Source organism: Candidatus Arthromitus sp. SFB-mouse-NL (genome assembly GCF_000709435.1).
GTDB lineage: Bacteria > Bacillota > Clostridia > Clostridiales > Clostridiaceae > Dwaynesavagella.
The window spans coordinates 1,262,675-1,286,230 of sequence record NZ_CP008713.1; the positions used below are offsets into that span (position 1 = coordinate 1,262,675).

25 protein-coding genes are annotated in these 23,556 nt (G+C 27.3%); 2 read left to right on the plus strand and 23 right to left on the minus strand.

Annotated elements, in window-relative coordinates:
* Positions 1 to 28: 28 nt before the first annotated feature.
* Positions 29 to 1,180, minus strand: a complete 1,152-nt coding sequence (locus SFBMNL_RS06065) for an iron-containing alcohol dehydrogenase (RefSeq protein WP_042294843.1) — start codon at positions 1,178 to 1,180, stop codon at positions 29 to 31.
* 86 nt (positions 1,181 to 1,266) lie between these two features.
* Complete coding sequence (ppaX, locus tag SFBMNL_RS06070; protein ID WP_007441912.1) at positions 1,267 to 1,890, minus strand: pyrophosphatase PpaX; 624 nt, start codon at positions 1,888 to 1,890, stop codon at positions 1,267 to 1,269.
* A gap of 263 nt (positions 1,891 to 2,153) precedes the next feature.
* Here ppaX and SFBMNL_RS06075 point away from each other — a divergent pair, with 263 nt between their 5' ends.
* Both SFBMNL_RS06075 and SFBMNL_RS06080 read left to right on the plus strand, forming a co-directional pair.
* Positions 2,154 to 3,812 carry a methyl-accepting chemotaxis protein gene (locus SFBMNL_RS06075; protein WP_242838749.1) on the plus strand — a complete coding sequence of 553 codons (1,659 nt, stop codon included), beginning with the start codon at positions 2,154 to 2,156 and terminating at the stop codon, positions 3,810 to 3,812.
* Positions 3,813 to 3,835: 23 nt separating this feature from the next.
* Positions 3,836 to 5,620: a methyl-accepting chemotaxis protein gene (locus SFBMNL_RS06080; protein WP_042294847.1), complete on the plus strand. Its 1,785-nt coding sequence runs from the start codon at positions 3,836 to 3,838 to the stop codon at positions 5,618 to 5,620.
* Positions 5,621 to 5,644: 24 nt separating this feature from the next.
* Here SFBMNL_RS06080 and SFBMNL_RS06085 read toward each other — a convergent pair whose 3' ends face one another.
* The 21 genes from SFBMNL_RS06085 to aroF form a co-directional block, all read right to left on the minus strand.
* Positions 5,645 to 6,784: a sodium ion-translocating decarboxylase subunit beta gene (locus SFBMNL_RS06085; protein ID WP_005805516.1), complete on the minus strand. Its 1,140-nt coding sequence runs from the start codon at positions 6,782 to 6,784 to the stop codon at positions 5,645 to 5,647.
* A gap of 13 nt (positions 6,785 to 6,797) precedes the next feature.
* Positions 6,798 to 7,157 carry a biotin/lipoyl-containing protein gene (locus SFBMNL_RS06090; RefSeq protein WP_005805514.1) on the minus strand — a complete coding sequence of 120 codons (360 nt, stop codon included), beginning with the start codon at positions 7,155 to 7,157 and terminating at the stop codon, positions 6,798 to 6,800.
* Positions 7,158 to 7,169: 12 nt separating this feature from the next.
* Positions 7,170 to 7,481 carry an OadG family protein gene (locus SFBMNL_RS06095; protein WP_005805512.1) on the minus strand — a complete coding sequence of 104 codons (312 nt, stop codon included), beginning with the start codon at positions 7,479 to 7,481 and terminating at the stop codon, positions 7,170 to 7,172.
* Positions 7,482 to 7,499: 18 nt separating this feature from the next.
* Positions 7,500 to 8,882 carry an oxaloacetate decarboxylase subunit alpha gene (locus SFBMNL_RS06100; RefSeq protein WP_005805510.1) on the minus strand — a complete coding sequence of 461 codons (1,383 nt, stop codon included), beginning with the start codon at positions 8,880 to 8,882 and terminating at the stop codon, positions 7,500 to 7,502.
* Positions 8,883 to 9,062: 180 nt separating this feature from the next.
* Entirely contained in the window at positions 9,063 to 9,527 is a 465-nt protein-coding gene (locus SFBMNL_RS06105) for a hypothetical protein (protein WP_007439709.1), read from the minus strand.
* Positions 9,528 to 9,559: 32 nt separating this feature from the next.
* A complete protein-coding gene (sufU, locus tag SFBMNL_RS06110) occupies positions 9,560 to 9,982 on the minus strand; it encodes a Fe-S cluster assembly sulfur transfer protein SufU (RefSeq protein WP_007439708.1) in 423 nt (140 codons plus the stop codon).
* A 10-nt stretch (positions 9,983 to 9,992) separates the two neighbouring features.
* Positions 9,993 to 11,219 (minus strand): aminotransferase class V-fold PLP-dependent enzyme, encoded by a 1,227-nt coding sequence (locus SFBMNL_RS06115; protein WP_005805505.1) that lies wholly within the window; start codon positions 11,217 to 11,219, stop codon positions 9,993 to 9,995.
* 1 nt (position 11,220) lies between these two features.
* On the minus strand, positions 11,221 to 12,264 hold the full coding sequence (locus SFBMNL_RS06120) for a SufB/SufD family protein (RefSeq protein ID WP_005805502.1): 1,044 nt from the start codon (positions 12,262 to 12,264) through the stop codon (positions 11,221 to 11,223).
* A 4-nt stretch (positions 12,265 to 12,268) separates the two neighbouring features.
* Positions 12,269 to 13,654, minus strand: a complete 1,386-nt coding sequence (gene sufB, locus SFBMNL_RS06125) for a Fe-S cluster assembly protein SufB (protein WP_005805500.1) — start codon at positions 13,652 to 13,654, stop codon at positions 12,269 to 12,271.
* Between the two features lie 6 nt (positions 13,655 to 13,660).
* Positions 13,661 to 14,398 (minus strand): Fe-S cluster assembly ATPase SufC, encoded by a 738-nt coding sequence (sufC, locus tag SFBMNL_RS06130; RefSeq protein WP_042294851.1) that lies wholly within the window; start codon positions 14,396 to 14,398, stop codon positions 13,661 to 13,663.
* Positions 14,399 to 14,567: 169 nt separating this feature from the next.
* Positions 14,568 to 15,194 (minus strand): hypothetical protein, encoded by a 627-nt coding sequence (locus SFBMNL_RS06135; protein WP_005805497.1) that lies wholly within the window; start codon positions 15,192 to 15,194, stop codon positions 14,568 to 14,570.
* A gap of 112 nt (positions 15,195 to 15,306) precedes the next feature.
* On the minus strand, positions 15,307 to 16,134 hold the full coding sequence (locus tag SFBMNL_RS06140; RefSeq protein WP_042294853.1) for a Cof-type HAD-IIB family hydrolase: 828 nt from the start codon (positions 16,132 to 16,134) through the stop codon (positions 15,307 to 15,309).
* 28 nt (positions 16,135 to 16,162) lie between these two features.
* The gene (locus SFBMNL_RS06145) at positions 16,163 to 16,798 is read right to left on the minus strand and encodes a hypothetical protein (protein ID WP_005805494.1); all 636 of its coding nucleotides are present in this window, start codon (positions 16,796 to 16,798) and stop codon (positions 16,163 to 16,165) included.
* A 102-nt stretch (positions 16,799 to 16,900) separates the two neighbouring features.
* Positions 16,901 to 17,038: a hypothetical protein gene (locus SFBMNL_RS08380; RefSeq protein ID WP_005805493.1), complete on the minus strand. Its 138-nt coding sequence runs from the start codon at positions 17,036 to 17,038 to the stop codon at positions 16,901 to 16,903.
* 95 nt (positions 17,039 to 17,133) lie between these two features.
* A complete protein-coding gene (locus SFBMNL_RS08385; protein WP_173400380.1) occupies positions 17,134 to 17,301 on the minus strand; it encodes a hypothetical protein in 168 nt (55 codons plus the stop codon).
* A 117-nt stretch (positions 17,302 to 17,418) separates the two neighbouring features.
* Positions 17,419 to 17,754, minus strand: a complete 336-nt coding sequence (locus SFBMNL_RS06150; protein ID WP_005805489.1) for a hypothetical protein — start codon at positions 17,752 to 17,754, stop codon at positions 17,419 to 17,421.
* Between the two features lie 116 nt (positions 17,755 to 17,870).
* Positions 17,871 to 19,052, minus strand: coding sequence for a DUF4214 domain-containing protein (locus SFBMNL_RS06155; RefSeq protein ID WP_042295305.1), 1,182 nt, complete (start codon positions 19,050 to 19,052; stop codon positions 17,871 to 17,873).
* Positions 19,053 to 19,065: 13 nt separating this feature from the next.
* A complete protein-coding gene (gene aroB, locus SFBMNL_RS06160) occupies positions 19,066 to 20,136 on the minus strand; it encodes a 3-dehydroquinate synthase (RefSeq protein WP_005805486.1) in 1,071 nt (356 codons plus the stop codon).
* On the minus strand, positions 20,112 to 21,245 hold the full coding sequence (gene aroC, locus SFBMNL_RS06165) for a chorismate synthase (RefSeq protein ID WP_005805484.1): 1,134 nt from the start codon (positions 21,243 to 21,245) through the stop codon (positions 20,112 to 20,114). The genes aroB and aroC overlap by 25 nt, the downstream gene beginning before the upstream one ends.
* An 11-nt stretch (positions 21,246 to 21,256) precedes the next feature.
* A complete protein-coding gene (gene aroA / locus SFBMNL_RS06170) occupies positions 21,257 to 22,531 on the minus strand; it encodes a 3-phosphoshikimate 1-carboxyvinyltransferase (protein WP_042294856.1) in 1,275 nt (424 codons plus the stop codon).
* 19 nt (positions 22,532 to 22,550) lie between these two features.
* Entirely contained in the window at positions 22,551 to 23,546 is a 996-nt protein-coding gene (gene aroF, locus SFBMNL_RS06175) for a 3-deoxy-7-phosphoheptulonate synthase (protein WP_042294858.1), read from the minus strand.
* Between the last annotated feature and the right edge of the window lie 10 nt (positions 23,547 to 23,556).

A 23,556-nucleotide genomic window follows, 5' to 3' on the forward strand; every position in this document is an offset into this window, starting at 1 on the left:
AAAATGATATAGAAAAACTATATCATTTTTAATTAAAATTTACACCATTTAAATAGTATTCAAATAACTCTTCATTCATCTTTCCATTAAAATTTAAGGATACATATTTATCAATTATTTTATTTGAATAAAGAAAATTAAGTGCAAGATTCTTAACTTTATCAAACATATCTAAATCTAATTTATATTCATTAAGATTATTCATTGCACCATATTGATTTTTATACTTGAGAAATAGTTTTAAATCTATATTAATGTAAGAATACAAATGCATAATAGAATATCTCTTTCTTATTTCATTTATAAAAAATTCAATACCCAAAGCATCTATACTATGTCTTGGAATTGAAAACACACTCTCAATTAAATTTCCATATAAATATAATATACCATATCCAAATCTATCTACAAGTTTTGATGATTCAGCACTACACCTTAATACAGTTTCACGAAATAATAAGCTTCCACCAAACCTATCCCCATTTTCTAAAATCATTTCTGCATCTTTTAAAACATTGCTAGCAAACTCTTTATTTTCTTTATCAACATTGTCACTTAAAATAGTATCGATTAAATTTACAATAACTGAAAACATATAGTACATTGTGTAATCTAAAGATGAACTCTTTGCAATATTTGCATCCAAAACTATTTTATCTATCTTACACATTGGATCTCCAAATATTGTAACTTGAGAAGAATCACTATCTATTAATTTAAAATATCTATGACACTCACTTCCTCCACCTGTTGTTGGAACAAAAATAGTTTCTCTTAACTTTCCATATCTCAAAAACATTTTATTTTCTTCAAGTTTATGCAGACTATCTATATTTTTATTGTTATAAAAAACTGTGATTCCCTTTATAAGATCTGCTAAAAAATCTTCACCAATGCCAATTATAGTATCGATATCATATTTCTCCATAAACTCAATAATATTAAATATTCCCTTTATAGATTGATTCGATTGATTCCCACCTTCAACCTTAAAATTATGTATCCTCGCATTGGACGATTTAAGCTTAATTATTAAGTCATTCAATACAGAATCTCTTTCATCAAAATCATATGTCATAATCATAACAATTCTATCTGACATATCTATACTCTCTAAAAAATTTTTATAGCTATTAAATATTTCTTGATTTTTTATAGGCTTATCTAAAACTAAATTCATAAACTCACTCCTATCTTAATTTAATATTCTCAAATAGGGCAAGTTTTATAATAAAAATGCTATCTTAAAATTTTAAGATAGCATTTTTATATAATGTCCAAAATTTCCATTAAACCCTCTATGTAATAATCCGCATCCATCTTTAGGATTTCATCCTTCATGAAACTATATAAAACACCACAAGTCTTACTACCAGCATCACGTCCACTTATAATATCATAAATTGAATCTCCAACCATAAGTGCTTCATTAGGAGATATAGATAAAAGATCACATGCACTTAAAACCGGCTCCTTGTGAGGTTTATGATTTTGAACATCATCACTTGTAACTATTACATCAAAATAATCTTTAATTCCTAAAAGTTCTAGAGCCCTTATAGCAGTACTTTTATTCTTAGAAGTTACAATAGCAACTTTATATCCTTTTTTATTTAATGCATTAAGCACCTCTTTTGTGTTGTCATATAGAGAAATTCTTTCATCATGATACTTAAGATTAAATTCTCTATACACATCAATAGCTTCATCAACATCATCAAAGAATTTACCCATAGTTACAAACAGAGGCTCTCCAAACCATGAAATAATTTCATCTCTATTAGGATATTCATTTTTCAAAATCTCAAAAGTATGTTCAAATGACTCTATTATTAACTCATTTGTATTAATTAATGTTCCATCTAAATCAAATAAAACTGCTTTTATCATAAAAATCCCCCTTACGATTCTAATATAACTAAATTTTAACATTTTATATTTATAAAAGACAACAAAAGTTTAAATTTTTTAATACTAACCATCTTTTCTGTGCATAATAACAGAAAAGATTTTTTAATGTTATTTGTTAATTTCATCACTTTTTAAAAAACAAAAACCAATATAAGGAGGTTATTACTATAAAAAAGATATTTTTAAATAGTTTAAAAGGAAAATCATTAATTAGAAAAATGCTCCTCCAAAATTTTGGAATAATGTTGATCGTAATTATATGTTCAATATTCATATACTTCAGAATCATTATAGGAACATCAGATAAAATATTTATAAATTATTACAAAAATATCCTCCAGTCACTTAGCTATGATTTGGATTCAAATACATACAAAAATTTTATAGAAAATCCTATTAAAACATCAGAAAGCTACAAAGGGCTCTTTCAATATTTAAACACCTACTCAACCAATTTAAACATAAAAAATATTTATATATCAAAAATAGATGAAAAAACAGGTAAAGAGCTTCTTCTTATACATGGATCAGATGAATCTTTACCAATTGGTGACCCCATAATTACAAAATTAGGAACTAAATCTTTTAGATTAAAAAGAGTCGTATGTGAAAAGGTTATACATAATAATCAAAATACCTATAGTTTCTACTCACCTATATTAGATAGCACAGGGAAATCTATAGGACTGCTTGCTTTTAAAATACCCACACATACCTTAAGTTACCGTAACGGATTTAAAATTTTAAGTAATATCTTTTTTATAATTTTATGTAGTGTGTTTTTCATAGCTCTCTACATTTATATATCAACTGTAGCACTTTGGAATATATTAAAACCTATTTATATTATCAAAAATCAGGTAGTGGCCTTATCAAATAAAATTCTATCAATAAACAAAAATATCTCATTCTCAGGATATGAATTTAACTGCATACAACAATTACTTGTCAAAAGTATTGACATTATCAAAAAATTCATACTGAATCTCATAATTTATCTTGAATATATAAAATTTTCTATTGCCAAGACAAAAGTAAATTCTATTGAAATTATACACAAAATCAAATCAACAAACTCAACTATAACAAATGTTTCTAAATCAACTGAAGACGTAAATTTAAAAGTCCATATTTTAAAAGATGAAATTAAAAATTTTGCTGATAACATTCTTGAAATTAGAAATGAAATTAAAGAAACCCTAAACTCAAACATATTAGCAACAAACATATGCCAAAATAATAATAACCTACTTAATATATTCCTTATGGAAATTTCAACCCTCATTAAAAAATTTAAAATAGAACAAATTGAGTGTAAGAAACTAAAATTCTTATCAGATAAAATAAACAAAATACTATCTGATATCTTAAACATAACTAATGAAACAAAATTACTCTCTTTAAATGCATCAATTGTTGCAATCTCTGCAGGAGAGCATGGTAAAAGTTTTGGTGTAATCGCGAAAGAAATCGGAGAACTATCCCAAAATATCATAAAATCAACTAGTTATATACAACAAACACTAGTAAAGATTAGTGATACTATAAATTCACTAAATAAAGAATCAATAGAAATTTTTGAAACATTCAAAGTTCATTCTGAAAATTCAAAAATTTTTATATCAAATTTATCTGAAATGTACACATCAGTAAAAGATATCACTAACTTCTTAAAAAACATTTCTTTCTTTACAGATAAAATTAGCAACAAAAACAACACACTCATTGACAGTATAACAAGCTTAAGTTCAAGCTCATCATATAATCTAAATTCTATAAAACAAATAGAAAATTTAATTACAAAAATAAATGATAATGCACTAACTTTTAAAAATAGCTTTGAATCTTTAAATAATACTATAAGTCAAATAAAATCTGATCTCAATGAATTTAAATTATAATTTTAAAAATTGGAGTAAAACTCATGAAGCAATCAATATCAAAAAACAATTTTTCATTTAAAAACCCAATACTAAAACTTAATTCTATAAAAATCAAAATCTTACTTGTAAATTTATTATCAGCTCTTGCATTGTTTCTGTTTTTTACAAATTCTTCTCTATATCTTGTAAAAGCATCATCAAATAAATCTATGGAAACATTTGGAGAAACACTGTTAAGAAATTACATTGAATCATTTAACATAAATTACTATATTGAATTTCTAAAAAACCCTGTTACAACAAATCCTAATTATGATAAATGTCTACAATCAATAACTAACTTTAAAAATATGGTGGGTGCTCTCTTTGTTCATATAGTCGCATTAGACAATTCAAATAGAGAAATCATGCTTATTGACTCAAGCGAAGGAGAGCTTTATTTGCCTCCTGGATATGTTCTTAGAGATAAACCATATGAAATTGTTTATAACACCTACAAACGCGGAAAATTTATTCGTGCTCAATATATAAATAACTCTTGGGGAGAATATTTATCATTTTATTATCCACTAAAAAATGATACTGGTAAAACTATTGGAGTTATAGGAATGGATTTAGATATCAACTCCTTAAATTCAATTCAAATGACAACTAAAAATGAAATTATATCTTTTATATCTAGATTTTTAATATTGTTATACTCATTGGCATTATTTATATTATTGATTTTTATCATAAAACTATCAATCCCTATAAGAAATATTGAAATATTCTTAGATAAAATATCTCAAGGTAATCTATCTGAAAATTTCAATTACTCAAGTAAATCAGATGAATTTTCATCAATACAAAATATTTTTATAAACATGATTGAAAATACTAAAAATATACTAAAATCCATAATATCAACATCTAAACAAATTGATTCAACCTTTATAAATGTTGAAACAAAAAAAACGGATATTATATCCAAAATTTCAAATATCAATGACCTAACTTATACGATTTCTAAATCAAATGAAAAGATACTTTTAAATACAAACAATGTTAAAAATGAAATTTTCTCTTTCAACTTATTAATAACTAAAATGACAAAGGAGATATTTGATACAAAAGAAATCAGCAAAAATACACAAAATATTTGTATAAACAATACCGAAAAAATTAAATCGTTTATACTAGAGATCGAACCTCTTATTGGTAAGTTTGAGAGCTTTAGATCAAAAACTACAATTTTAAATGAACTTTCAAGTGAAATAAAACAAATACTAAAAGAAATTCATGATATTGCAAACCAAACTAAACTCCTCTCACTAAACGCATCAATTGTTGCTGCATCAGCAGGAGAGCATGGAGATGGATTTGCTGTAGTATCTCAAGAAATTGGAGAACTATCTTATAAAAGCAGTCAATCAGTATCAACCATACAAGACACTTTAGCTACTATAATTAAAACAATATCATTTATAAACACAGATACAATAGCAACATCATCAATACTTAAAGAGCAGGCTCTAAAATCTTCAATATTCTCTAAGAATCTTTCATCAATAAATGAGATTATCGGAAAAATGTCATCATCATTTGAAAGTATCTCTGAAAGATCTAGCGAATTATCAAAGAAAAATGATCTAATGCTATCATCGATAAAATATATAACTGATGAATCAAAATCCAATAACTATTCATTAAAATCAATATCAAAGTCAACTAAACAACTTTCTGATACATCAGAATACTTCAAAATAGAACTTAAAAAGATCAATAGATATATAAAAAATATCAAAAACTCATACAAAGTATTTAAAATCAAAAAAGAAGAGTAGTCCAAATACTACTCTTCTTTTTATTTAACCAAATATAGATAGCAATACTCCAGCTGCCACAGCTGAACCTATAACACCAGCAACATTGGGACCCATTGCATGCATAAGTAAAAAATTTGATGGATCTTCTTCCAATCCCATTTTATGAACAACTCTTGCTGCCATTGGAACAGCACTAACTCCAGCAGCTCCAATCATAGGATTAACCTTACCTTTAGTTATAACACACATTATTTTACCAAATATAACACCAAAAGCCGTACCAAATATAAACGCTATAAGTCCCAAAACTATTATCTTAATAGTACTAAATTGCAAAAAACTTTGAGCTGTTGCAGTAGCTCCAACAGTTATTCCTATAAAAACTGTAACTATATACAACAAAGCATTCTTAACATTCTCAACCAATTGAGGAACAACTCCACTTTCTTTTATTAGATTACCAAACATAAGCATACCGATCAATGTTATAGAACTCGGTATAATTAATACCGTTAATGCCGTTACAACAATAGGAAATAATATTTTTTCTGTCTTTGAAACTTCTCTTAATTGAACCATTTTTATACTACGTTCTTTTTTAGTTGTAAATAATTTTATTATAGGCGGTTGAATAACAGGTATAAGTGCCATATAAGAGTACGCTGCAATTGCAATTGATCCTAATTGATGTGATGCAAGCTTGCTTGTCAAATATATTGCAGTTGGACCATCAGCTCCACCAATAATTCCAATAGATGCTGCCTCACTTCCATTAAAACCTAAATAAACAGCAATCAAAAACGCAACAAAAATTCCTATTTGTGCTGCTGCTCCTAATAAAAAATTCTTTGGACTCGCTATTAGTGGCCCAAAATCAATAGATGCTCCAATAGCCATAAATATAAGAGGGGGAAATACTCCTAACTTAACACCTTGATATAAACTATATAAAAGTCCTCCTTCATCCATAAGACCCTCCCCAAAAGGAACTGGAAAATTAACCAAAAACATCCCAAAAGCAATAGGTAAAAGAAGGTATGGTTCGTACTTTTTAAATATAGCAAGATACATGAACACCAACGAAATCAATATCATTATCAAATTCTTAGGATTATCTATTAAAAATCTAATTCCTGAAACACTATAAAGATCATATATCATATCTAAAAAATTAATATCCAAACCTACATCTCTCCTAACTTATAACTAGCAACACATCTTCATTATTTACACTTTTACCTTCAGATACAAATATATCACTAACCATACCCGAAACTGGAGCAAGTATTTCATTTTCCATCTTCATAGCTTCAAGAACAAGCAATGTATCTCCCTTTAAAACCCTATCGCCTTTAGATACTTTTATTGACAAAATACTTCCTTGCATAGGTGCCTTAACATTTTCACCATTGCCTTCAGATTTATCCCTTTCTATAACATTCGGAACATGGCTTTCTTTATTTGGTGTTTCTGTCAAATTTCCATCTTTATTCTCAACCAATTCAACCTCTACCTCATAAACCTTACCATTAACTTTTATTCTATAAACCTTCATGAAGCTTTCCCCCTATAACCTTTTAATGCTCTTAATTCTTACACTCTTATTATCATTTTCTTCAACCGAATCAATGGATGCAACAAATGCTGCAATCAACATATCTTCATCATCTATATCTTCAAATTTAATTTTATGGTTATCTTCTAAATGTTTTTTTACCTCTCTCACATATTCTTCTTTTTTATGATCAATTATCTTACTTTTACTATACAAAAAAATCTTAATTAAATTTATTCCCAATGAAATAACCATCAAAATAATAAAAACTATTAATATACAAAATATCGAAAGTATTACTGCATCCTTAATACCAATCTCCATATAAATCCCTTCCTAATTTTAATTAAACTCTAAGTTTATATTAATAACTTGATTATCATTTTGATTATATTTTTTCTCCAAAAATTTCTTTGAGATCTGTGGAAATAAAATATAACTTAACACATCTTCATCACTTTTTGCAAAATCTAAAGACTCTTCTTTTATTTTCAAAAACTCATCTTCAATCAAATCTGCAGGTCTACAAGTAATCTCCTCCCCATCTTTTAATATTTTATCTTTCAATTCTTTGCTTATCTCATATGGTGGACAACCATACAATCCCTTGACATAATCCTTTATTTCTTTTGATATCATCTTGTATTGTTCTCCACTCAAAATGTTCATAACAGCTTGAGTTCCAACCATCTGAGAAAGAGGAGTAACAAGTGGTGGATATCCAAGATCCTTACGTACCTTTGGTATTTCTTTTAAAACGTCTTCAAATTTATCCTCAGCACCCTGTGCTTTCATTTGATTAATCATATTTGAAATCATCCCTCCAGGTAATTGTGTTTCAATTATCTGAGGGTTTATGAAATATGACTTAGGACTAAGTATACCATCTTTTAAATATTTTTCCCTAATAGGTTTAAAATAATCTGCTATATCCCTTAAAACATCATAATTAACATCACATCTGTATTCTGATCCCATAAAAGTTCTTACCATTGATTCAGTAGGAGGCTGACTTGTTCCCCCACCTAAAGTTGATATAGCGGTATCAACTATATCTGCCCCTGCCTCAATAGCTTTTAAATAAAGCATCTCTCCAATTCCACAAGTTGAATGAGTATGTAACTCCAATGGAATAGAAATATTATTTTTAATTTCTCGTATAAGTTCATATCCATTATAAGGTAATAAAATGCCCGACATATCCTTAATACAAATTGAATGTGCACCCATTTCCTCAATTTGCTTAGATAAATTAATATAATAATCATGTGTGTGAACAGGACTTACCGAATAACTCATAGCCACTTGCAAATGACCACCATATCTTCTAGTCGCATCAATAGATGTTTTCAAATTTCTCAAATCATTCAATGCATCAAATATTCTAATTATATCAATGCCATTTTCGAGAGATTTATATATAAACTTCTCTACGACATCATCCGCATAATGCCTATACCCTAAAATATTTTGTCCCCTAAATAACATTTGGAGTTTTGTATTTTTAACGTTTTCTCTTATACATCTAAGCCTATCCCATGGGTCCTCATTTAAATATCTAATACAAGAATCAAAAGTAGCCCCACCCCAAACCTCTAAGGCATGATATCCAGCGCTATCCATTTTATGTAATATAGGTAAAATTTCATCTGTAGTTAGGCGCGTAGCCATAAGGCTTTGATGTCCATCACGCAAACAAGTTTCAGTAATTTTAAACTTTTTCAATGTTTCCCCAAACCCCTTTTACCGAATTTTTATAATTTAGATTTCAAAATAACATCATACATATATAGAATTTCCATAATAAAATAAAAAATAACTAAATTAATTTGTTTAAGATTATACCATACAAAAGAACCTACGTAAAACATTGTTCTACATAGGCCAACATATATTATTTTTTAATTAACTTGCCTTATATCTTATATAATCATATAGATTTACTGAACCACCGATAATTATAATTATCCCTGGTATTAAAAAAGGGATAAGTGAAATTATTCCACCTATTATCATAATAACACAAGACAATACACTTGAATTATTCCAACTCATAATAGTCCCAGATATTGCAAGTATAAATCCAACGAAAATAATAATAAAAATTAAAATTGATATATTAAATGAAGAATTGTAAAATTCCTCTGCTATTTGTAGAAAATTTAGTATTTCAAACTCCATAAGTATTTCTGCAATAATAGATATTATAATATCTTTAACTAACTTTCCAAATAGGATTATAAAAATTCCCATAAAAAAGGCTGTCATCCCAGATAGAATTGATCCAATTAAACCTAAAGTATAACCCAAAACTCCATTTTTCATTCTTTTGTTAACCGTATTCCGTTTTTCATACTCTATAGCTTCCATACTTCCTCCATAAAACATCAAATAATTTAATATTAGTTTTGTATTATTTCATTAAGTGTATGCCAAGCCAATGTAGCACATTTAACCCTAGCCGGCATATTTTGTATATTTTGAAATACTATTCCATCACCAAGCTCACTGATCTCATCTTCCGTAACTTCCCTACGTATCATCTTTATAAATATATCAACAATTCTCTTAGCCTCTTCAACTTCTTTGCCTTTCACCAAATCAATCATTATCGATGTAGATGCCATAGAAATCATACATCCATCTCCAATAAATGCAATATCATCAATTACACCATCACGAACCCTCATTGATATCGTTATTTCATCTCCACAACTATGATTTACACCTCTTTTTTTAAAATCATATGGTGAAACTTCTCTTCTATTTTCTGTATTTTTACCATGATAAAGGATAGTATCTTTATACAATTCATCAAGATTCATATCATTCACCTCAAAACTTTAAAATATTTCTTATTTCTGATACTTTATCAAAAAAATAATCTATCTCTTCCTTAGTATTATAAAAACACAAACTAGCTCTAGTCGTAGAATTTAATTCCATTCTTCTCATAAATGGTTGAGCACAATGGTGACCTGATCTTACTGCTATTCCATATGAATCTAGAATAGTAGATACATCATGTGGATGTACCCCAATCACATTAAATGAAAAAACACAAACTCTTTTATTATCATCTTCAGGACCATAGACCTCTATATCATCACAACCACTGGATTTATAAAGAAAATATTTTTTAAGTTCGTTTTCATAATTTATAATTTCTCTAAGTCCAATAGAACTTATATATTTAATTGCAGAATTAAGTCCAGCAATAGACGATACATTTTGAGTTCCTCCCTCAAATGCTTCATGAAATTTTTTAAACGTAACCTCATCTTCAAATACATAATCGATCATATCTCCTCCATATAAAAATGGATTCATATCATCAATCACATCATCCGATGCATATAAAATTCCAACTCCCTGAGGAGCTAAAACTTTATGTCCAGAAAAAACAAGAAAATCTATATTATCAGCATCTACATTAAACTTTATATGAGTCATAGATTGTGATGCATCAACTAATACCTTAGCTCCGAATTCCTTACTCTTTTGAATTATAGTTTTATAATCATGAACTACGCCAAAAGTATTGGTAACTGGGGTAAAAGATACAATTTTGGGTTTTCTCTCAAGTTTATTTAAAAAATCATCGATCAAGATCTCCCCAAATTTATCTACATAAAAATAATTAAGCTTAATACCCCTGTTGCTACAAAGAACCTTCCAAGGTACCAAATTAGAATGATGAGAATCTATTCCAATTAAAATTTCATCTCCTTCATTTAAATTATTAATAGCATAAGAATAAACAATAATATTTAGAGCCTCTGTAGCACCTTTTGTAAAAACTATATTTTTCTTATCCTTTGCACCAATAAAATCTTTAACACTACTTCTTGTTTCATCCATTATTAAAGATGCTCTAACCCCCGCAATATGAGATCCTCTATTTGCATTTCCAAATGAATTTATATAAACATCAGTCATCGCATCAATAACACACTTCGGTTTTAAGCTCGTGGCAGCATTGTCAAAATATATTATTGGAAGTCCACTATCTGTTTTGCATAATAGTGCTGGAAAATCTTCTCTAATTTTAGAAATATTCAACCTAAATTGCCTCCATTAAAATATCCATAAATTTATTAATTATCTCTTTATCCCTTATCTTGCTTAATATATTTAAAAATTTACCCTGCAATATCAAACCCTTAGCCTGCTTCTCTGTAAATCCACGACTCAATAAATAAAATACTTTATCTTTATTGATTGAATTAGCTGTAAATCCATGACTCCCTTTGACATTTTTCTCATTACACAAAAGCAACGGAAGTGATTGATTAACAACATTTTTACTTAGTACAATAACCTCTTCAGTTTCATTTCCATTTGCATTTAAGCAACCCTTTTTAAAATCAATAGCCCCTCTAAATATCTTTTTACTATTATCAAGTAAAATTCCCTTGCCATTTATTAAAGCATTACTCTCTTTACCAAGCATAGCAGAAGTTAAATTATAATCATACTTAAAATCTTCTGTACAAATATAGCAAACATCTATTTTACCTGAAGATTTATTGCCATTTAAATATAATTCACAATTTGTATATACATTGTTCTTATTTACATTCACAAATAAGACCTCTACATGTGCATCATCCTCTATTTCTCCCAAAACATTTATAAATCCCTTAGAAGATGAACTAGTAAACACAATAAGCGTAACCTTTGAATTCCTTTTAGCATTTATGTAATAAAAATAATTAAATTGGTCGCCACTTCCAGAAATTTTGCTATTAACATATAGGGTCTTATCTTCATCGCATTTCATATTAAAAGTTACGGCAGATACTCCGCCATTTAAACACTCTTTCAAATTTAATTCGGCATTCTCCTCACTAACCTTAACATTAATAAACTTACCCATAATTAAATCATTGATAATGTCCTTGTTAACTCCACCATTTATCTTACAACTTAACTCTGAAATATTATCTTTAATCTCATCTCCAAAATCAATCAATACACCCGAATTATCTATCAATACATCTGAGTTATTAACCCCATTTAATATAAAATCATCTTCACTAAAATTTCCTTTAAGATAACTATAGGTACTTACAATTGTTTCATTAATCTTAACTTTTTGACTCATATTTCTATAACCCCTGCATTTCAACATTTATAAGATTATTCATCTCAACTGCATATTCAAGTGGCAATTCTTTAGAAATTTCTTCTGCAAATCCTCTAACAATAAGTGCTTTGGCATCTTCTTCACTTAATCCACGGGTTTGGAGATAAAAAATCTTATCATCACTTATATTTCCAATTGTAGCTTCATGTCCAACATCGACATTTTCACAATTTATTTCAATATACGGAATAGTATCTGATGAAGATTGATCATCTAACACAAGCGAATCACAAGTAATATTTGTTTTAGATCCCTCAGCATTTTTCTTAAATGTAACCATACCTCTATAGTTCCCTACACCACCAGATTTTACAATAGATTTCGAACATATATTAGAATAAGTATTCGGTGCTGCATGAACTACCTTAGCGCCTGTATCTAAATACTGACCCTCTGATGCAAAAGAAATTCCTAAAAAATCACAGGTTGCATTTTCCCCCCTTAATATACTCATAGGATAAAGCATAGAGACTTTAGATCCAAATGAACCTGACACCCACTCAATTCTACCATTTTTCTCAACCATCGAACGCTTTGTATTTAAATTAAACATATTTTTAGACCAGTTTTCAATCGTAGAATATCTCAATGTTGCATTCTCTTTAACAAACAATTCAACACACCCCGCATGCATATTATAAACATTATGTTTAGGTGCTGAACAACCTTCGATAAAACTCAAATAAGCTCCTTCATCTACAACAATTAAAGTATGCTCAAATTGCCCTGCTCCTTTTGCGTTCAGTCTAAAATAAGATTGAAGAGGAATTTCAACTCTAACTCCTTTAGGTATATAAATAAATGATCCTCCAGACCATACTGCACCATGAAGTGCTGCAAACTTATGATCAGTTGGAGGTACAAGCGTCATAAAATATTTTTTCACAAGTTCCTCATGCTCTTTTAAAGCAAGCTCCATATGCATATAAATAACTCCTTGAGCTTTCAAGTCCTCGCGAACATTGTGATAAACTACTTCTGAATCATATTGAGCTTCAACACCAGCTAAGCATTCTTTCTCAGCATTTAAAATTCCAAGCTTATCAAAAGTATTTTTTATATATTCTGGAGTCTCTTCCCAATCATCCGAAAACCTACTATTAGGCTTAACATACGAAACAATATTATCTATATTAAGCTCATCAATATTAGGCCCCCAAACAGGCAAATTCATATTATTATAAATTTCAAGAGATTTAAGCCTAAAGTCAGTCATCCATTTAGGTTCATCTTTTTTCCTAGAAATATCGATTATAATATCTTTTGATAAACCTTTATTACTTATGAATTCTTCATAATTCTCGTGTTTAAAATCATACTTACTTCTATCAATATCATCTATTCTCATAACAAACTATTTCCCTTCTAATAGAGTTGAATACCCATTCTTATTTATCTCATTAAACAACTCTATACCTCCAGTTTTAACATTACGACCATCTTTTAATACATGCACATGAGTCACATTAAGTTCACGAATAACTTCTTCTCTATGAGTAATTATAATAGCAGCCTTATCTTGAGTTAATAATTCTTTGAGAATACTACAAACTGAACGGATAGCATCAATATCAAGACCCGAATCAATCTCATCTAATATTATCAACTTAGGATCTAAAAACTTCATTTGAAGCAATTCACTCTTCTTTTTTTCGCCGCCAGAAAATCCTTCATTTAAATATCTCATCATATGAGATTCTTTCAACCCAACATCTTCAAACTTTTTATTCAAACTCATATTAAAAGCAAGATTTGGTTTTTCATTTTTAACTTTAATTTTTAATTCCCTCAAATAATCTTTATATGTAAGACCCTCTATTTCCTCAACCTGTTGAAAGCACAAAAATATACCTTTCCTTGCCCTCTCATCTGAAGTCAAATTATTTATTCTTTCTCCCTCAAAAAATATATCTCCATTTGTAACTGTATATTTAGGATTGCCAAGTATACTCATGGATAACGATGACTTACCACTTCCATTTGGCCCAAGTATAACATGCACTTCCCCAGAATTAACTGAAATATTTATATCATCTAAAACATTTTTTTCATTTACATTAACGCTAAGATTTTGTATATATAATAAATTCATAAAGTTAGCTCCTCAAAATTTCCAGATTAATCTATACCTTTTTAGTATGAATTATATTTTAACTTATACAAAATACAAATTGCAATATCAATTACACAAAAATACTAAATAAAACTTAATAGTAGTAAAAAATATTTAAGGATAGCATTAAACTAATGCTATCCTTTTATTAAACTACCTCAATTAATGGTTTATTCTGTATACTTGACTCTTGATCTTTCAATATTAAATCATTTATTTTTGCTAATTGTACATATGTATTTATATCATCTTCATTTTTAAAAAACATCAACATTGATAAATCATAATGTGTAAATACCATAATATCTAACTTATCAAAATAGAAACTAGTAAAATGAATTTCTCTAGTACAAAGACTCAAAAACATTTTAAAAACACCAAAATCATTAATTTTGTAAACATCCTCATCTCTTATATGCGAACGTAAAATATTTATAAACTTAATTGAATCCTTATAATCCAAATCTCTTAACATATATAAAATTTTCATATTATCTATTTTATTTATATTAAAATTACCCACATACATAATTCCCTGATTCAATTTGAAAATATCTTCAAAAAATCTAAATATTTTATCTTCAAATCTTAAATTATGCTCTAAATTATGCTCAGCAAAATCTAATCTAGTTTTATTATAATTTATTTTATCCCCGTTATTTATGTATAATACCTTCAAAAAGTATTCATTAGTTATATTCTCCATCCCAAAATTCATGAAGTCAACAAATTTCTTTGTCGTATCTCTTTCTAGCGTATTAAGTATATGTAACATAGCTACCCCCTAAATTCCCAATTTTTACCATGTTACATTTATTATACATAATTATACTTTATAAATAAAGTTAAACCGAATACAAAAAAAATATTATTTTTTACAAAATTTACTAAAAGTGTTCCAATAAATTTTTTATAGCATATGCAACCCCATCTTTATCAAAATCAAGTGTTATAAAATCAGCTTTTTCTTTTAATTTATCTATTGCATTATTCATGGCAACCTTATATCCACATTCTCTAAACATAGATATATCATTTTCACTATCACCTATGCACATAATATCTTTTTTATCTATATCCAGATATTTTCTAAGTTCAATAATTCCTTTTCCTTTTCCTTCACCTTTTTTCAATATCTCAATAGTATTAACCCAAGAGTATTCTATCTCAAATTCCCCTAATTCCATAACTTTTAGTATTAAATCATTAAGTTTGTTCCGATCATTACTTGAAACAACAACCTTACATATGTTGTCACCATGATTTTTAAATACATTATCCCAGGAATCTTCACTATCAATTACTACCTCTTTCATAGAATATTCCTTCTTATCTTCCTCATTATGGTAATCTTCTAATTTATTATTAGAGTAAATTGTATCTATTGTAGAATAATGTGTATTAAAATGTTTTTCTCTTACAAATTTATGTATTTTAACTAAAAAATCTACACCAAAAAAGTTTGAATACACAACTTTATTATTTTCAACATCATATACATATGTTCCATTATTCCCTACCGCATATATAGGTATCCCTAAAACTTTAGAAAAATATAAACAATGTATAAATAACCTTCCTGTAACCAATGCTATTTTTATTCCACTATTATATGCTTTATTTATATACTCTATATTGCACTCAGAAATATTTGAAATATCCTTAAGTGTAGTACCATCCAAATCCAAACAAATTAATTTTATATTACTATGCATAATTAACCTCCTTAATACAAATAAACACTTATAAATCCATACTCAAACACCTTATATTTAACTCACTCAATGCAAAATCCAATAAAACTACAAATACAAATACAAATCCTCTTAAATAATAAACAAAATTAAATAAACAAACACTTACTGTTATAAAAATTAAATTTATAAACAACAAATGCCACAGTTCTTTTATTTTATTTTTAATATAATTAAATTTATACCTATCAAATCTCGTATCAACTAAATTAAATAATTTAATATTATACATAAAATATATAAATGTTAAAACTATTATCATAAATGCTATCATTAAATATCTGATTCTACTAAAAAACAAACTCATTAATAACAAACCTAAAATTATTATCCCTAAAAATAAAAACAGAATAAAATTAATACCTAAAAATTTTTTGATAATATAAATACTTGTTTTAATATAACTATTACCTTCCAATATTGAATGTACATTTCTAAACTTAATTCCCTGAATTAAAAGCTGAAATAAATAAATATAAACCATTATGTACACAGTCTTAATAATTGATAAATTATTTAAATAAAATTCAACAAAATTTATCAATATAACGCCAATTATATATGAAAATAATATAGCTATTAACTGATTAATTCTAATTAATCTCATTCTTTTATTATAATCCATTATTTAATCCCCTATCATCTAAAATATATAAAAATTTATATGATCTTAAATGATATTTTTATTCCATACAAAAAAGCACATAGACCTATATACTTTTATTTTTTAAATTATTCTATTATTAAATGTTGGTTTAGCTAAAGATAGATCAAACTTATTCCAATTCTTAACCAACTTAATTTTAGTAAATACATCAGATAAATTAACAGATATCGTTTTTAAGATACTCACAAATAAAATCACAAGTCCTATAAATTCTCCAAAATTATTTTTATCATATAAAAATGGTAAACTGTATCCATGCTAAGATCCATTATCTATAAAAATTATAAAATCACTTACTTAATAATTCCATATAATGTATCTGTTAACCCTAGTTGTATACTTAATAAGTTTACAAAATTAGAAATTTCATACTCTTTCCCACTTGCATGTGTAAATGACAAAAAGCAAAAACTAAAAATCATAAATCCCAATAATAGTTTCTTAATAAATCTTAACTTCATTATATTTTTACCTTTCTTGATCAATTTACCTACATAAGTTACATTTACTAGAAAACATTTACAATAACTTAGTTATTAATTTTTAAACAAAAAAATAAATAGGTCAAAAAAACCTATTTACTTAATATCAATATTTATAAGAGCAATTGTTACTACATATTCTTTACTATTATTTTCCTTATTTAAAACAGATTTTAATTTTATATTAAATACTTTGAAATTATCATTAATATTTATCTTACCTATAAATTCTTCAGCATCTTTTATTATATCTACTTGTTGAGGAACTTTATTATATACCAATACTAATTTCTTATATTTAAATACTGGAAAATTATTAAAAGTAACGAAATCATTAAATTTTTCATGTTTATCATTAAATAATGATTCGCAATTTTTACTATATGAATCATTTAAATTTATTTTAGAGTAATCTTTATCCTCTTTAAACATAATCTAGCTCCAATCTTCATCATTTAAAATCTTATTTGAATCTATTTATATTTAAACTACTAATATATCTTATTTTCGTTATAAAAATATATTTACTTTAACTAATTAACTTTATTTCAAATCAACGATGTGATTACAATTTGAGAATATAAATTAGTCATGAATCTTAATGTATTTCTCACTCTATCTTTTTCATACAAATTATAAACATATGTATTAGAATCGTCAAATGTAAATCTAAGTTTAGATAAATCAGAACTCAAAATTTTATTTAAAAGCTTCAAATCTTCTACCGATTCAATTTTAATTTTAAACTCATGAACAGAAATTCCTTTTCCTTCATATTTACTTTGATCTGTGTATTCAATCTCCAAATCTATAAATTCATTTCCTAAAATTATATCAGATTTAGTTATTAATTTCCCAAGATTCCTAGCAGTAATACTCAATCCTAAAGTTATAAAATCATCATTATTATCAATATCTAATTGTATAAAAGGTGAAATATATACAGATTCTTGTATATCATATGGCAACTTAACTTGATAATCAAGAGCATACACAAGTCTCTTTATGTTGTCACTTGATACACTTTTTAACTCCTCATATATTTCATTTTCTGTACTATCTGAAAAAATTGGTAACAATGATATTATATCATTAACATCTAATACATTCTTATCCTCACTAGAATCTTCACTTTGAACAGAAATAGCTTGTTCAAATTCATTGAAATCTTTATAAAGGTTATTTATATATTCTATTTTTTTAGGATCGTAATCTTCTCTTAACTCCGCAACTCCCAGATTATTTAAATTTTGAAATTGTGGCGTAGTTCCAATTTCATATGAAAATTCATTAAAAAAATTCTCATTAAACATTATTTTACAAACTTCATACCTTGCAGAATTTATATCATTTAATTTATTGTTCTCTTCCTGTATTTTACCTACCCAATAACTACTTTCTTCTTCACTTGGAACTTTATTTAATAATAATTCATAGATCATATCTATAAATTCCTTATCATTTACATTTTTAGATAAAAATTCTTCTCCTGTTACCAAAGAAATCATGTAATTATACAGTGATTCATTATGATTCCCGAGCAAATAACTCCAATGTTCGATACCAATATCGTCTAAATTATTCCTATTTAAAAATATTTCGTAACTCTTAATTACAAAATCATTTACAGAATTATATAATTTCTGGGCATTAACCTTAATTGAGCCAAAACTTAGTGATAAACAAATAAGTGAACCAAATAATATTTTACAAAATTTCTTCCTTAACATAATTCCTCCTTGATTAAAAATGATACTTTGAAAAATTAAATTCCTTAATTTCATTTACTGAAAACATATATTCTTCTACCTTAGATGGAGATATTGGAAGAATAAAACTGATCTTACTAAATTTATTTTTTTTATCCATTAACAATGCTTCATAAAATCTATCTTCATTTAAAACATTATTATCAAATTTTATACCAAAACTTTTTAAAATCTTATCTATGTATGCAAAATATGTTTCGTCTATTAAATTAAGTTTAAATGCAATCAAACTCTCATAATACATTCCTATAATTACAGCTTCACCATGAGTATACACTGAATAATTAGTCACACTTTCTATAGCATGACCTACAGTATGCCCATGATTTAAAATTTTTCTAATTGACGTATCATACTCATCTCTTTTTATAATATTAATTTTAATCTTACAGCTTCTTTTTACTATTTCCCTTATAACTTCAATTTCCCCTCTCAATATATCCATAAGGTATATATATATATATGTCAAAAAGTCATACTCACATACTATACCATATTTTAAGGCTTCAGCTAATCCAGAAATTATTTCCCTCCTCGATAATCCTTTTAAAAAATTATTATCTATAACAATAAAATGTGGTTGATTAAATGTTCCAACCAAATTTTTACATCCCGAAACATTAATTGCATTTTTTCCACCAATTGAGCTATCAACTTGAGCAAGAAGAGTGGTTGGTATATTTATAAATTTTATCCCCCTCATATATATTGATGAAACAAATCCAGCAATATCTCCTACAATTCCTCCACCAATTCCAATCAATACAGAATCTCTTATATATCCATTTTGACTTAATATTCTTATAATCTCTATTACTATGTTTATATCTTTGTTCCTTTCCACGCATTCAAACAGATATATATCATGATTTAAATCACTAATTAATTCTTTCAAATATGTACTATAAAATTTTTCATAAACTATCTTGTCTATAATAAAAAAACATCTCCTATACATCAATATCTCTTTAAGATATTTTAAAGAATCTTCACCCACTAATATCGTGCATTTTCTTTGATTTAATTCAAGAATGAATTTTTCCAACTTCTTAACACTTCCTTTAAACTATCTCCGGAAAACTTTCTCAAAAATTCCTGACATATAACAGTCATAGCTACACTCTCAGAAACAATTGAAGCTGCAGGTATAACTGTATAATCACTTCTCTCAACACTTGCAAATTCAACCTCTTTAGACAATATATTTACAGTCTTTATAGGTTTATATAGCGTCGGAATTGGCTTATGGTAACACCTAATCACAATCTCTTCACCATTACTCATACCGCCTTCAATACCCCCAGCTCTATTAGTAATCCTTCTATAATTTCCATTTTCATATATTATTTCATCATGAGAGTTTGATCCTCTATCCATGAAAGTTTCTAAACCATCTCCAAACTCTATGGCCTTCATGGAATTAACACTTATTAAAGCAGATGCCAATAGCCCGTCCAATTTTCTATCATAATGAGTATAGCTCCCAAGCCCTACAGGTACATTTTTAATCCTTAATTCATAGGATCCTCCTACTGTATCACCCTCCGATTTTATACAATCGATAAGAGATACTATCTCATTCCTCCTCGTTGTATCCAAAAATCTAAATTCATACTCATCACTTCTCTTAATATCATCAAAACAATAAATATTGCTGTTCTTAATTTTCCCTATGGATAAAACATGAGATGCACTCTCTATATTAAAATTTCTTAAAAATTGAGTACAAATCGAACCAATAGCTAATCTAGTTGCAGTTTCTCTAGCACTACTTCTTTCAAGAACATTTCTGCAATCATCAAAATCATATTTAATTATACCACTTAAATCAGCATGTCCTGGTCTAGGTTTTAAAACCCTTTTTGATGAAATATCACAATTTACAGGATCCATATATTTCTCCCAATTTTTATAGTCGGCGTTCTTTATAAAAAATGATATAGGCGATCCCAATGTTTTTGAATTCCTTATACCAGATATAAACTCAATTTTATCACTTTCAATTTTCATCCTATCTCCACGACCATAAGAAGATTGCCTTTTTTCTAAAACATTATTTATTTCATTTTCATCTATGTAAACATTAGATGGTAATCCCTCTATAATCCCAATAAGACCCTTCCCATGCGACTCGCCAGCAGTAAAATATCTCATACTAATCCACCTTACCTTAAAACATAGTTTAAAATATCATAGAAATTCGGAAAAGATACATCAACACAATATTTATTTAAAATCCTTATATCCTCACCACTTATTACTGATAATATCATAAATGACATGGCTATCCTATGATCATTATAACTATCAACTTCACATCCTTTTATACTTCCTCCACCAACTATCCTAATTCCATTCTCAAGTTCATAAATTTCAATCCCAAGCTTACTAAATCCCTCTACTATACTCTTTATTCTATTACTTTCTTTATACTTAAGTTCTTCTATATCTCTAATTATAGTTTCACCTTTCGCAAATACAGCAAGAACACAAATAATTGGTATTTCATCAATAAGTGTAGGTATAATACCCCCTTCAATTAAAGTACCAACTAAAAATTTGGTTCCATATACTTTAATATCACATACTTCCTCAAAATAATCACAGTGAACATTTACAAGTTCAATATTAGCTCCCATACTTCTTAAAACATTAATTATACCAATCCTTGTCTCATTAATACCAACATTTTTAATCAAAAGTTCAGATCCGTCAATACAAGATGCTAAAACCATAAAAAAACTAGCAGATGATATATCCCCAGGAATTGAAATTTCTCGCCCTTCCATTTCACCTTTTTGAATTAAAATAGTATTTCCATTTATTTTAATATTCCCACCAAAATAGCCAATCATTCTCTCTGTATGATCTCTCGTCTTTATATTTTCACTAACCTTTGTAATACCGTCACAATACAATCCTGCAAATAAAATACATGATTTAACTTGAGCACTATCTATTTCCATTTTATAAGAAATTGAATTTAATTCCTTACCACAAACACTTAAAGGAGCATAATTATCACTATTAAGAGCATAAATCTTTCCCCCCATAAGAGATAATGGTTTTATTATTCTATCCATCGGTCTAAGTCTAAGTGATTTATCACCATCAATAATTGAATCAAAATTACTCCCACTTAAAATTCCACTCATTATTCTAATCGTTGTGCCAGAATTTTTAGCATCCAATATACCTTCATATTTCCTAAGAGAATATAATCCATTTCCAAATACTCTAACTTTATAATCTTCGACCTCAATCCTAATACCCAAATTTCTAAGGCACTCCATTGTAGCTAAAGAATCTTGACTAAACAAAAAATTATGTATTGTACTAATCCCATTTGATATAGCTGAAACCATAAGAGCTCTATGGGATATGGACTTATCTCCAGAAATATTTATTATAGATTTTATCTTCTTACTTCTTATATTCACAACTTATCTCCTAAATAAATTAAAATAAACTCTTCCTTATCTTATGAATTTTCTTATTCATATCATCAAATCGTTTAAATTTTATTGATTGATATCCATCAGATAATGCATTTTCAGGATCATTATGAACCTCAACCATAATTCCATTACACCCAGCTGAAACAGAAGCTAATGCAAGAGGCTCAACCAAATCAAATTGGCCAGAAGCATGACTAGGATCAACTATTATAGGAAGATGAGATAACTTCTTAACAAGAGGAACTGCTGATATATCTAAAGTATTTCTTGTAGACTTCTCAAAAGTTCTGATTCCTCTCTCACAAAGTATAACATTTATATTTCCCTTTGAAACAATATACTCAGCACTAAGTAAAAACTCTTCAATCGTTGCACTTAATCCTCTCTTTAACAAAACTGGCTTATTGCACTCTCCAAGTTTCTTTAACAATTCAAAATTCTGCATATTACGGGCTCCAACCTGAAAAACATCTACATATTCATTAAAAAATTCTATATCCTCTGTAGACACAATCTCACTAACAAGCTTTAGACCAAGATCTGACGTAATTTTTCTCATACTTATCAAAGCATATTTACCAATTCCCTGAAAAAAATAAGGAGAGGTTCGAGGCTTAAATGCACCACCCCTTATTATATTTACCCCTAACTCCTTTAAACTCTTAGCTATCTCCATAAACATATCTTCATTTTCAAAAGAACATGGTCCACCTATAGTTTCAAAATATTCTCCACCTATCTTAACATCCCCAATATGTACAATAGTATCCTCTTTCTTAAAATCTCTACTAACAAATTTATAAGGTTTATCTACATAAACTATATCTTTAATTCCATCAATACTATCATATATAAACTTCTCATCAACATCACTTAAGATATGTATTCCTATATAATTTTCATCAAAATTAAAAGGCACAAAATCTAATCCAGAAATATGTTTTATATTTTCTATAGAACATTTTCTATCAATATCCTTCTTGAAAAATATGATCATATATTTACAT

What these genes read in the sequence shown, in the direction of transcription:
- SFBMNL_RS06090 (WP_005805514.1), bottom strand. Translation starts at nt 7,157, where the DNA reads ATGAAGGTTTATAGAATAAAAGTTAATGGTAAGGTTTATGAGGTAGAG.
- SFBMNL_RS06075 (WP_242838749.1), top strand. Translation starts at nt 2,154, where the DNA reads ATGTTGATCGTAATTATATGTTCAATATTCATATACTTCAGAATCATT.
- aroC (WP_005805484.1), bottom strand. Translation starts at nt 21,245, where the DNA reads ATGAGATATTTTACTGCTGGCGAGTCGCATGGGAAGGGTCTTATTGGG.
- SFBMNL_RS06150 (WP_005805489.1), bottom strand. Translation starts at nt 17,754, where the DNA reads ATGTTTAAAGAGGATAAAGATTACTCTAAAATAAATTTAAATGATTCA.
- ppaX (WP_007441912.1), bottom strand. Translation starts at nt 1,890, where the DNA reads ATGATAAAAGCAGTTTTATTTGATTTAGATGGAACATTAATTAATACA.
- SFBMNL_RS06140 (WP_042294853.1), bottom strand. Translation starts at nt 16,134, where the DNA reads ATGCATAGTAATATAAAATTAATTTGTTTGGATTTGGATGGTACTACA.
- SFBMNL_RS06105 (WP_007439709.1), bottom strand. Translation starts at nt 9,527, where the DNA reads ATGGAAGCTATAGAGTATGAAAAACGGAATACGGTTAACAAAAGAATG.
- SFBMNL_RS06145 (WP_005805494.1), bottom strand. Translation starts at nt 16,798, where the DNA reads ATGGATTATAATAAAAGAATGAGATTAATTAGAATTAATCAGTTAATA.
- sufU (WP_007439708.1), bottom strand. Translation starts at nt 9,982, where the DNA reads ATGAATCTTGATGAATTGTATAAAGATACTATCCTTTATCATGGTAAA.
- SFBMNL_RS06155 (WP_042295305.1), bottom strand. Translation starts at nt 19,052, where the DNA reads ATGTTAAGGAAGAAATTTTGTAAAATATTATTTGGTTCACTTATTTGT.
- SFBMNL_RS06135 (WP_005805497.1), bottom strand. Translation starts at nt 15,194, where the DNA reads ATGTTACATATACTTAATACGCTAGAAAGAGATACGACAAAGAAATTT.
- sufB (WP_005805500.1), bottom strand. Translation starts at nt 13,654, where the DNA reads ATGAGAATAGATGATATTGATAGAAGTAAGTATGATTTTAAACACGAG.
- sufC (WP_042294851.1), bottom strand. Translation starts at nt 14,398, where the DNA reads ATGAATTTATTATATATACAAAATCTTAGCGTTAATGTAAATGAAAAA.
- SFBMNL_RS06095 (WP_005805512.1), bottom strand. Translation starts at nt 7,481, where the DNA reads ATGGAGATTGGTATTAAGGATGCAGTAATACTTTCGATATTTTGTATA.
- SFBMNL_RS06080 (WP_042294847.1), top strand. Translation starts at nt 3,836, where the DNA reads ATGAAGCAATCAATATCAAAAAACAATTTTTCATTTAAAAACCCAATA.
- SFBMNL_RS06120 (WP_005805502.1), bottom strand. Translation starts at nt 12,264, where the DNA reads ATGAGTCAAAAAGTTAAGATTAATGAAACAATTGTAAGTACCTATAGT.
- aroF (WP_042294858.1), bottom strand. Translation starts at nt 23,546, where the DNA reads ATGATCATATTTTTCAAGAAGGATATTGATAGAAAATGTTCTATAGAA.
- SFBMNL_RS06065 (WP_042294843.1), bottom strand. Translation starts at nt 1,180, where the DNA reads ATGAATTTAGTTTTAGATAAGCCTATAAAAAATCAAGAAATATTTAAT.
- SFBMNL_RS08385 (WP_173400380.1), bottom strand. Translation starts at nt 17,301, where the DNA reads ATGAAGTTAAGATTTATTAAGAAACTATTATTGGGATTTATGATTTTT.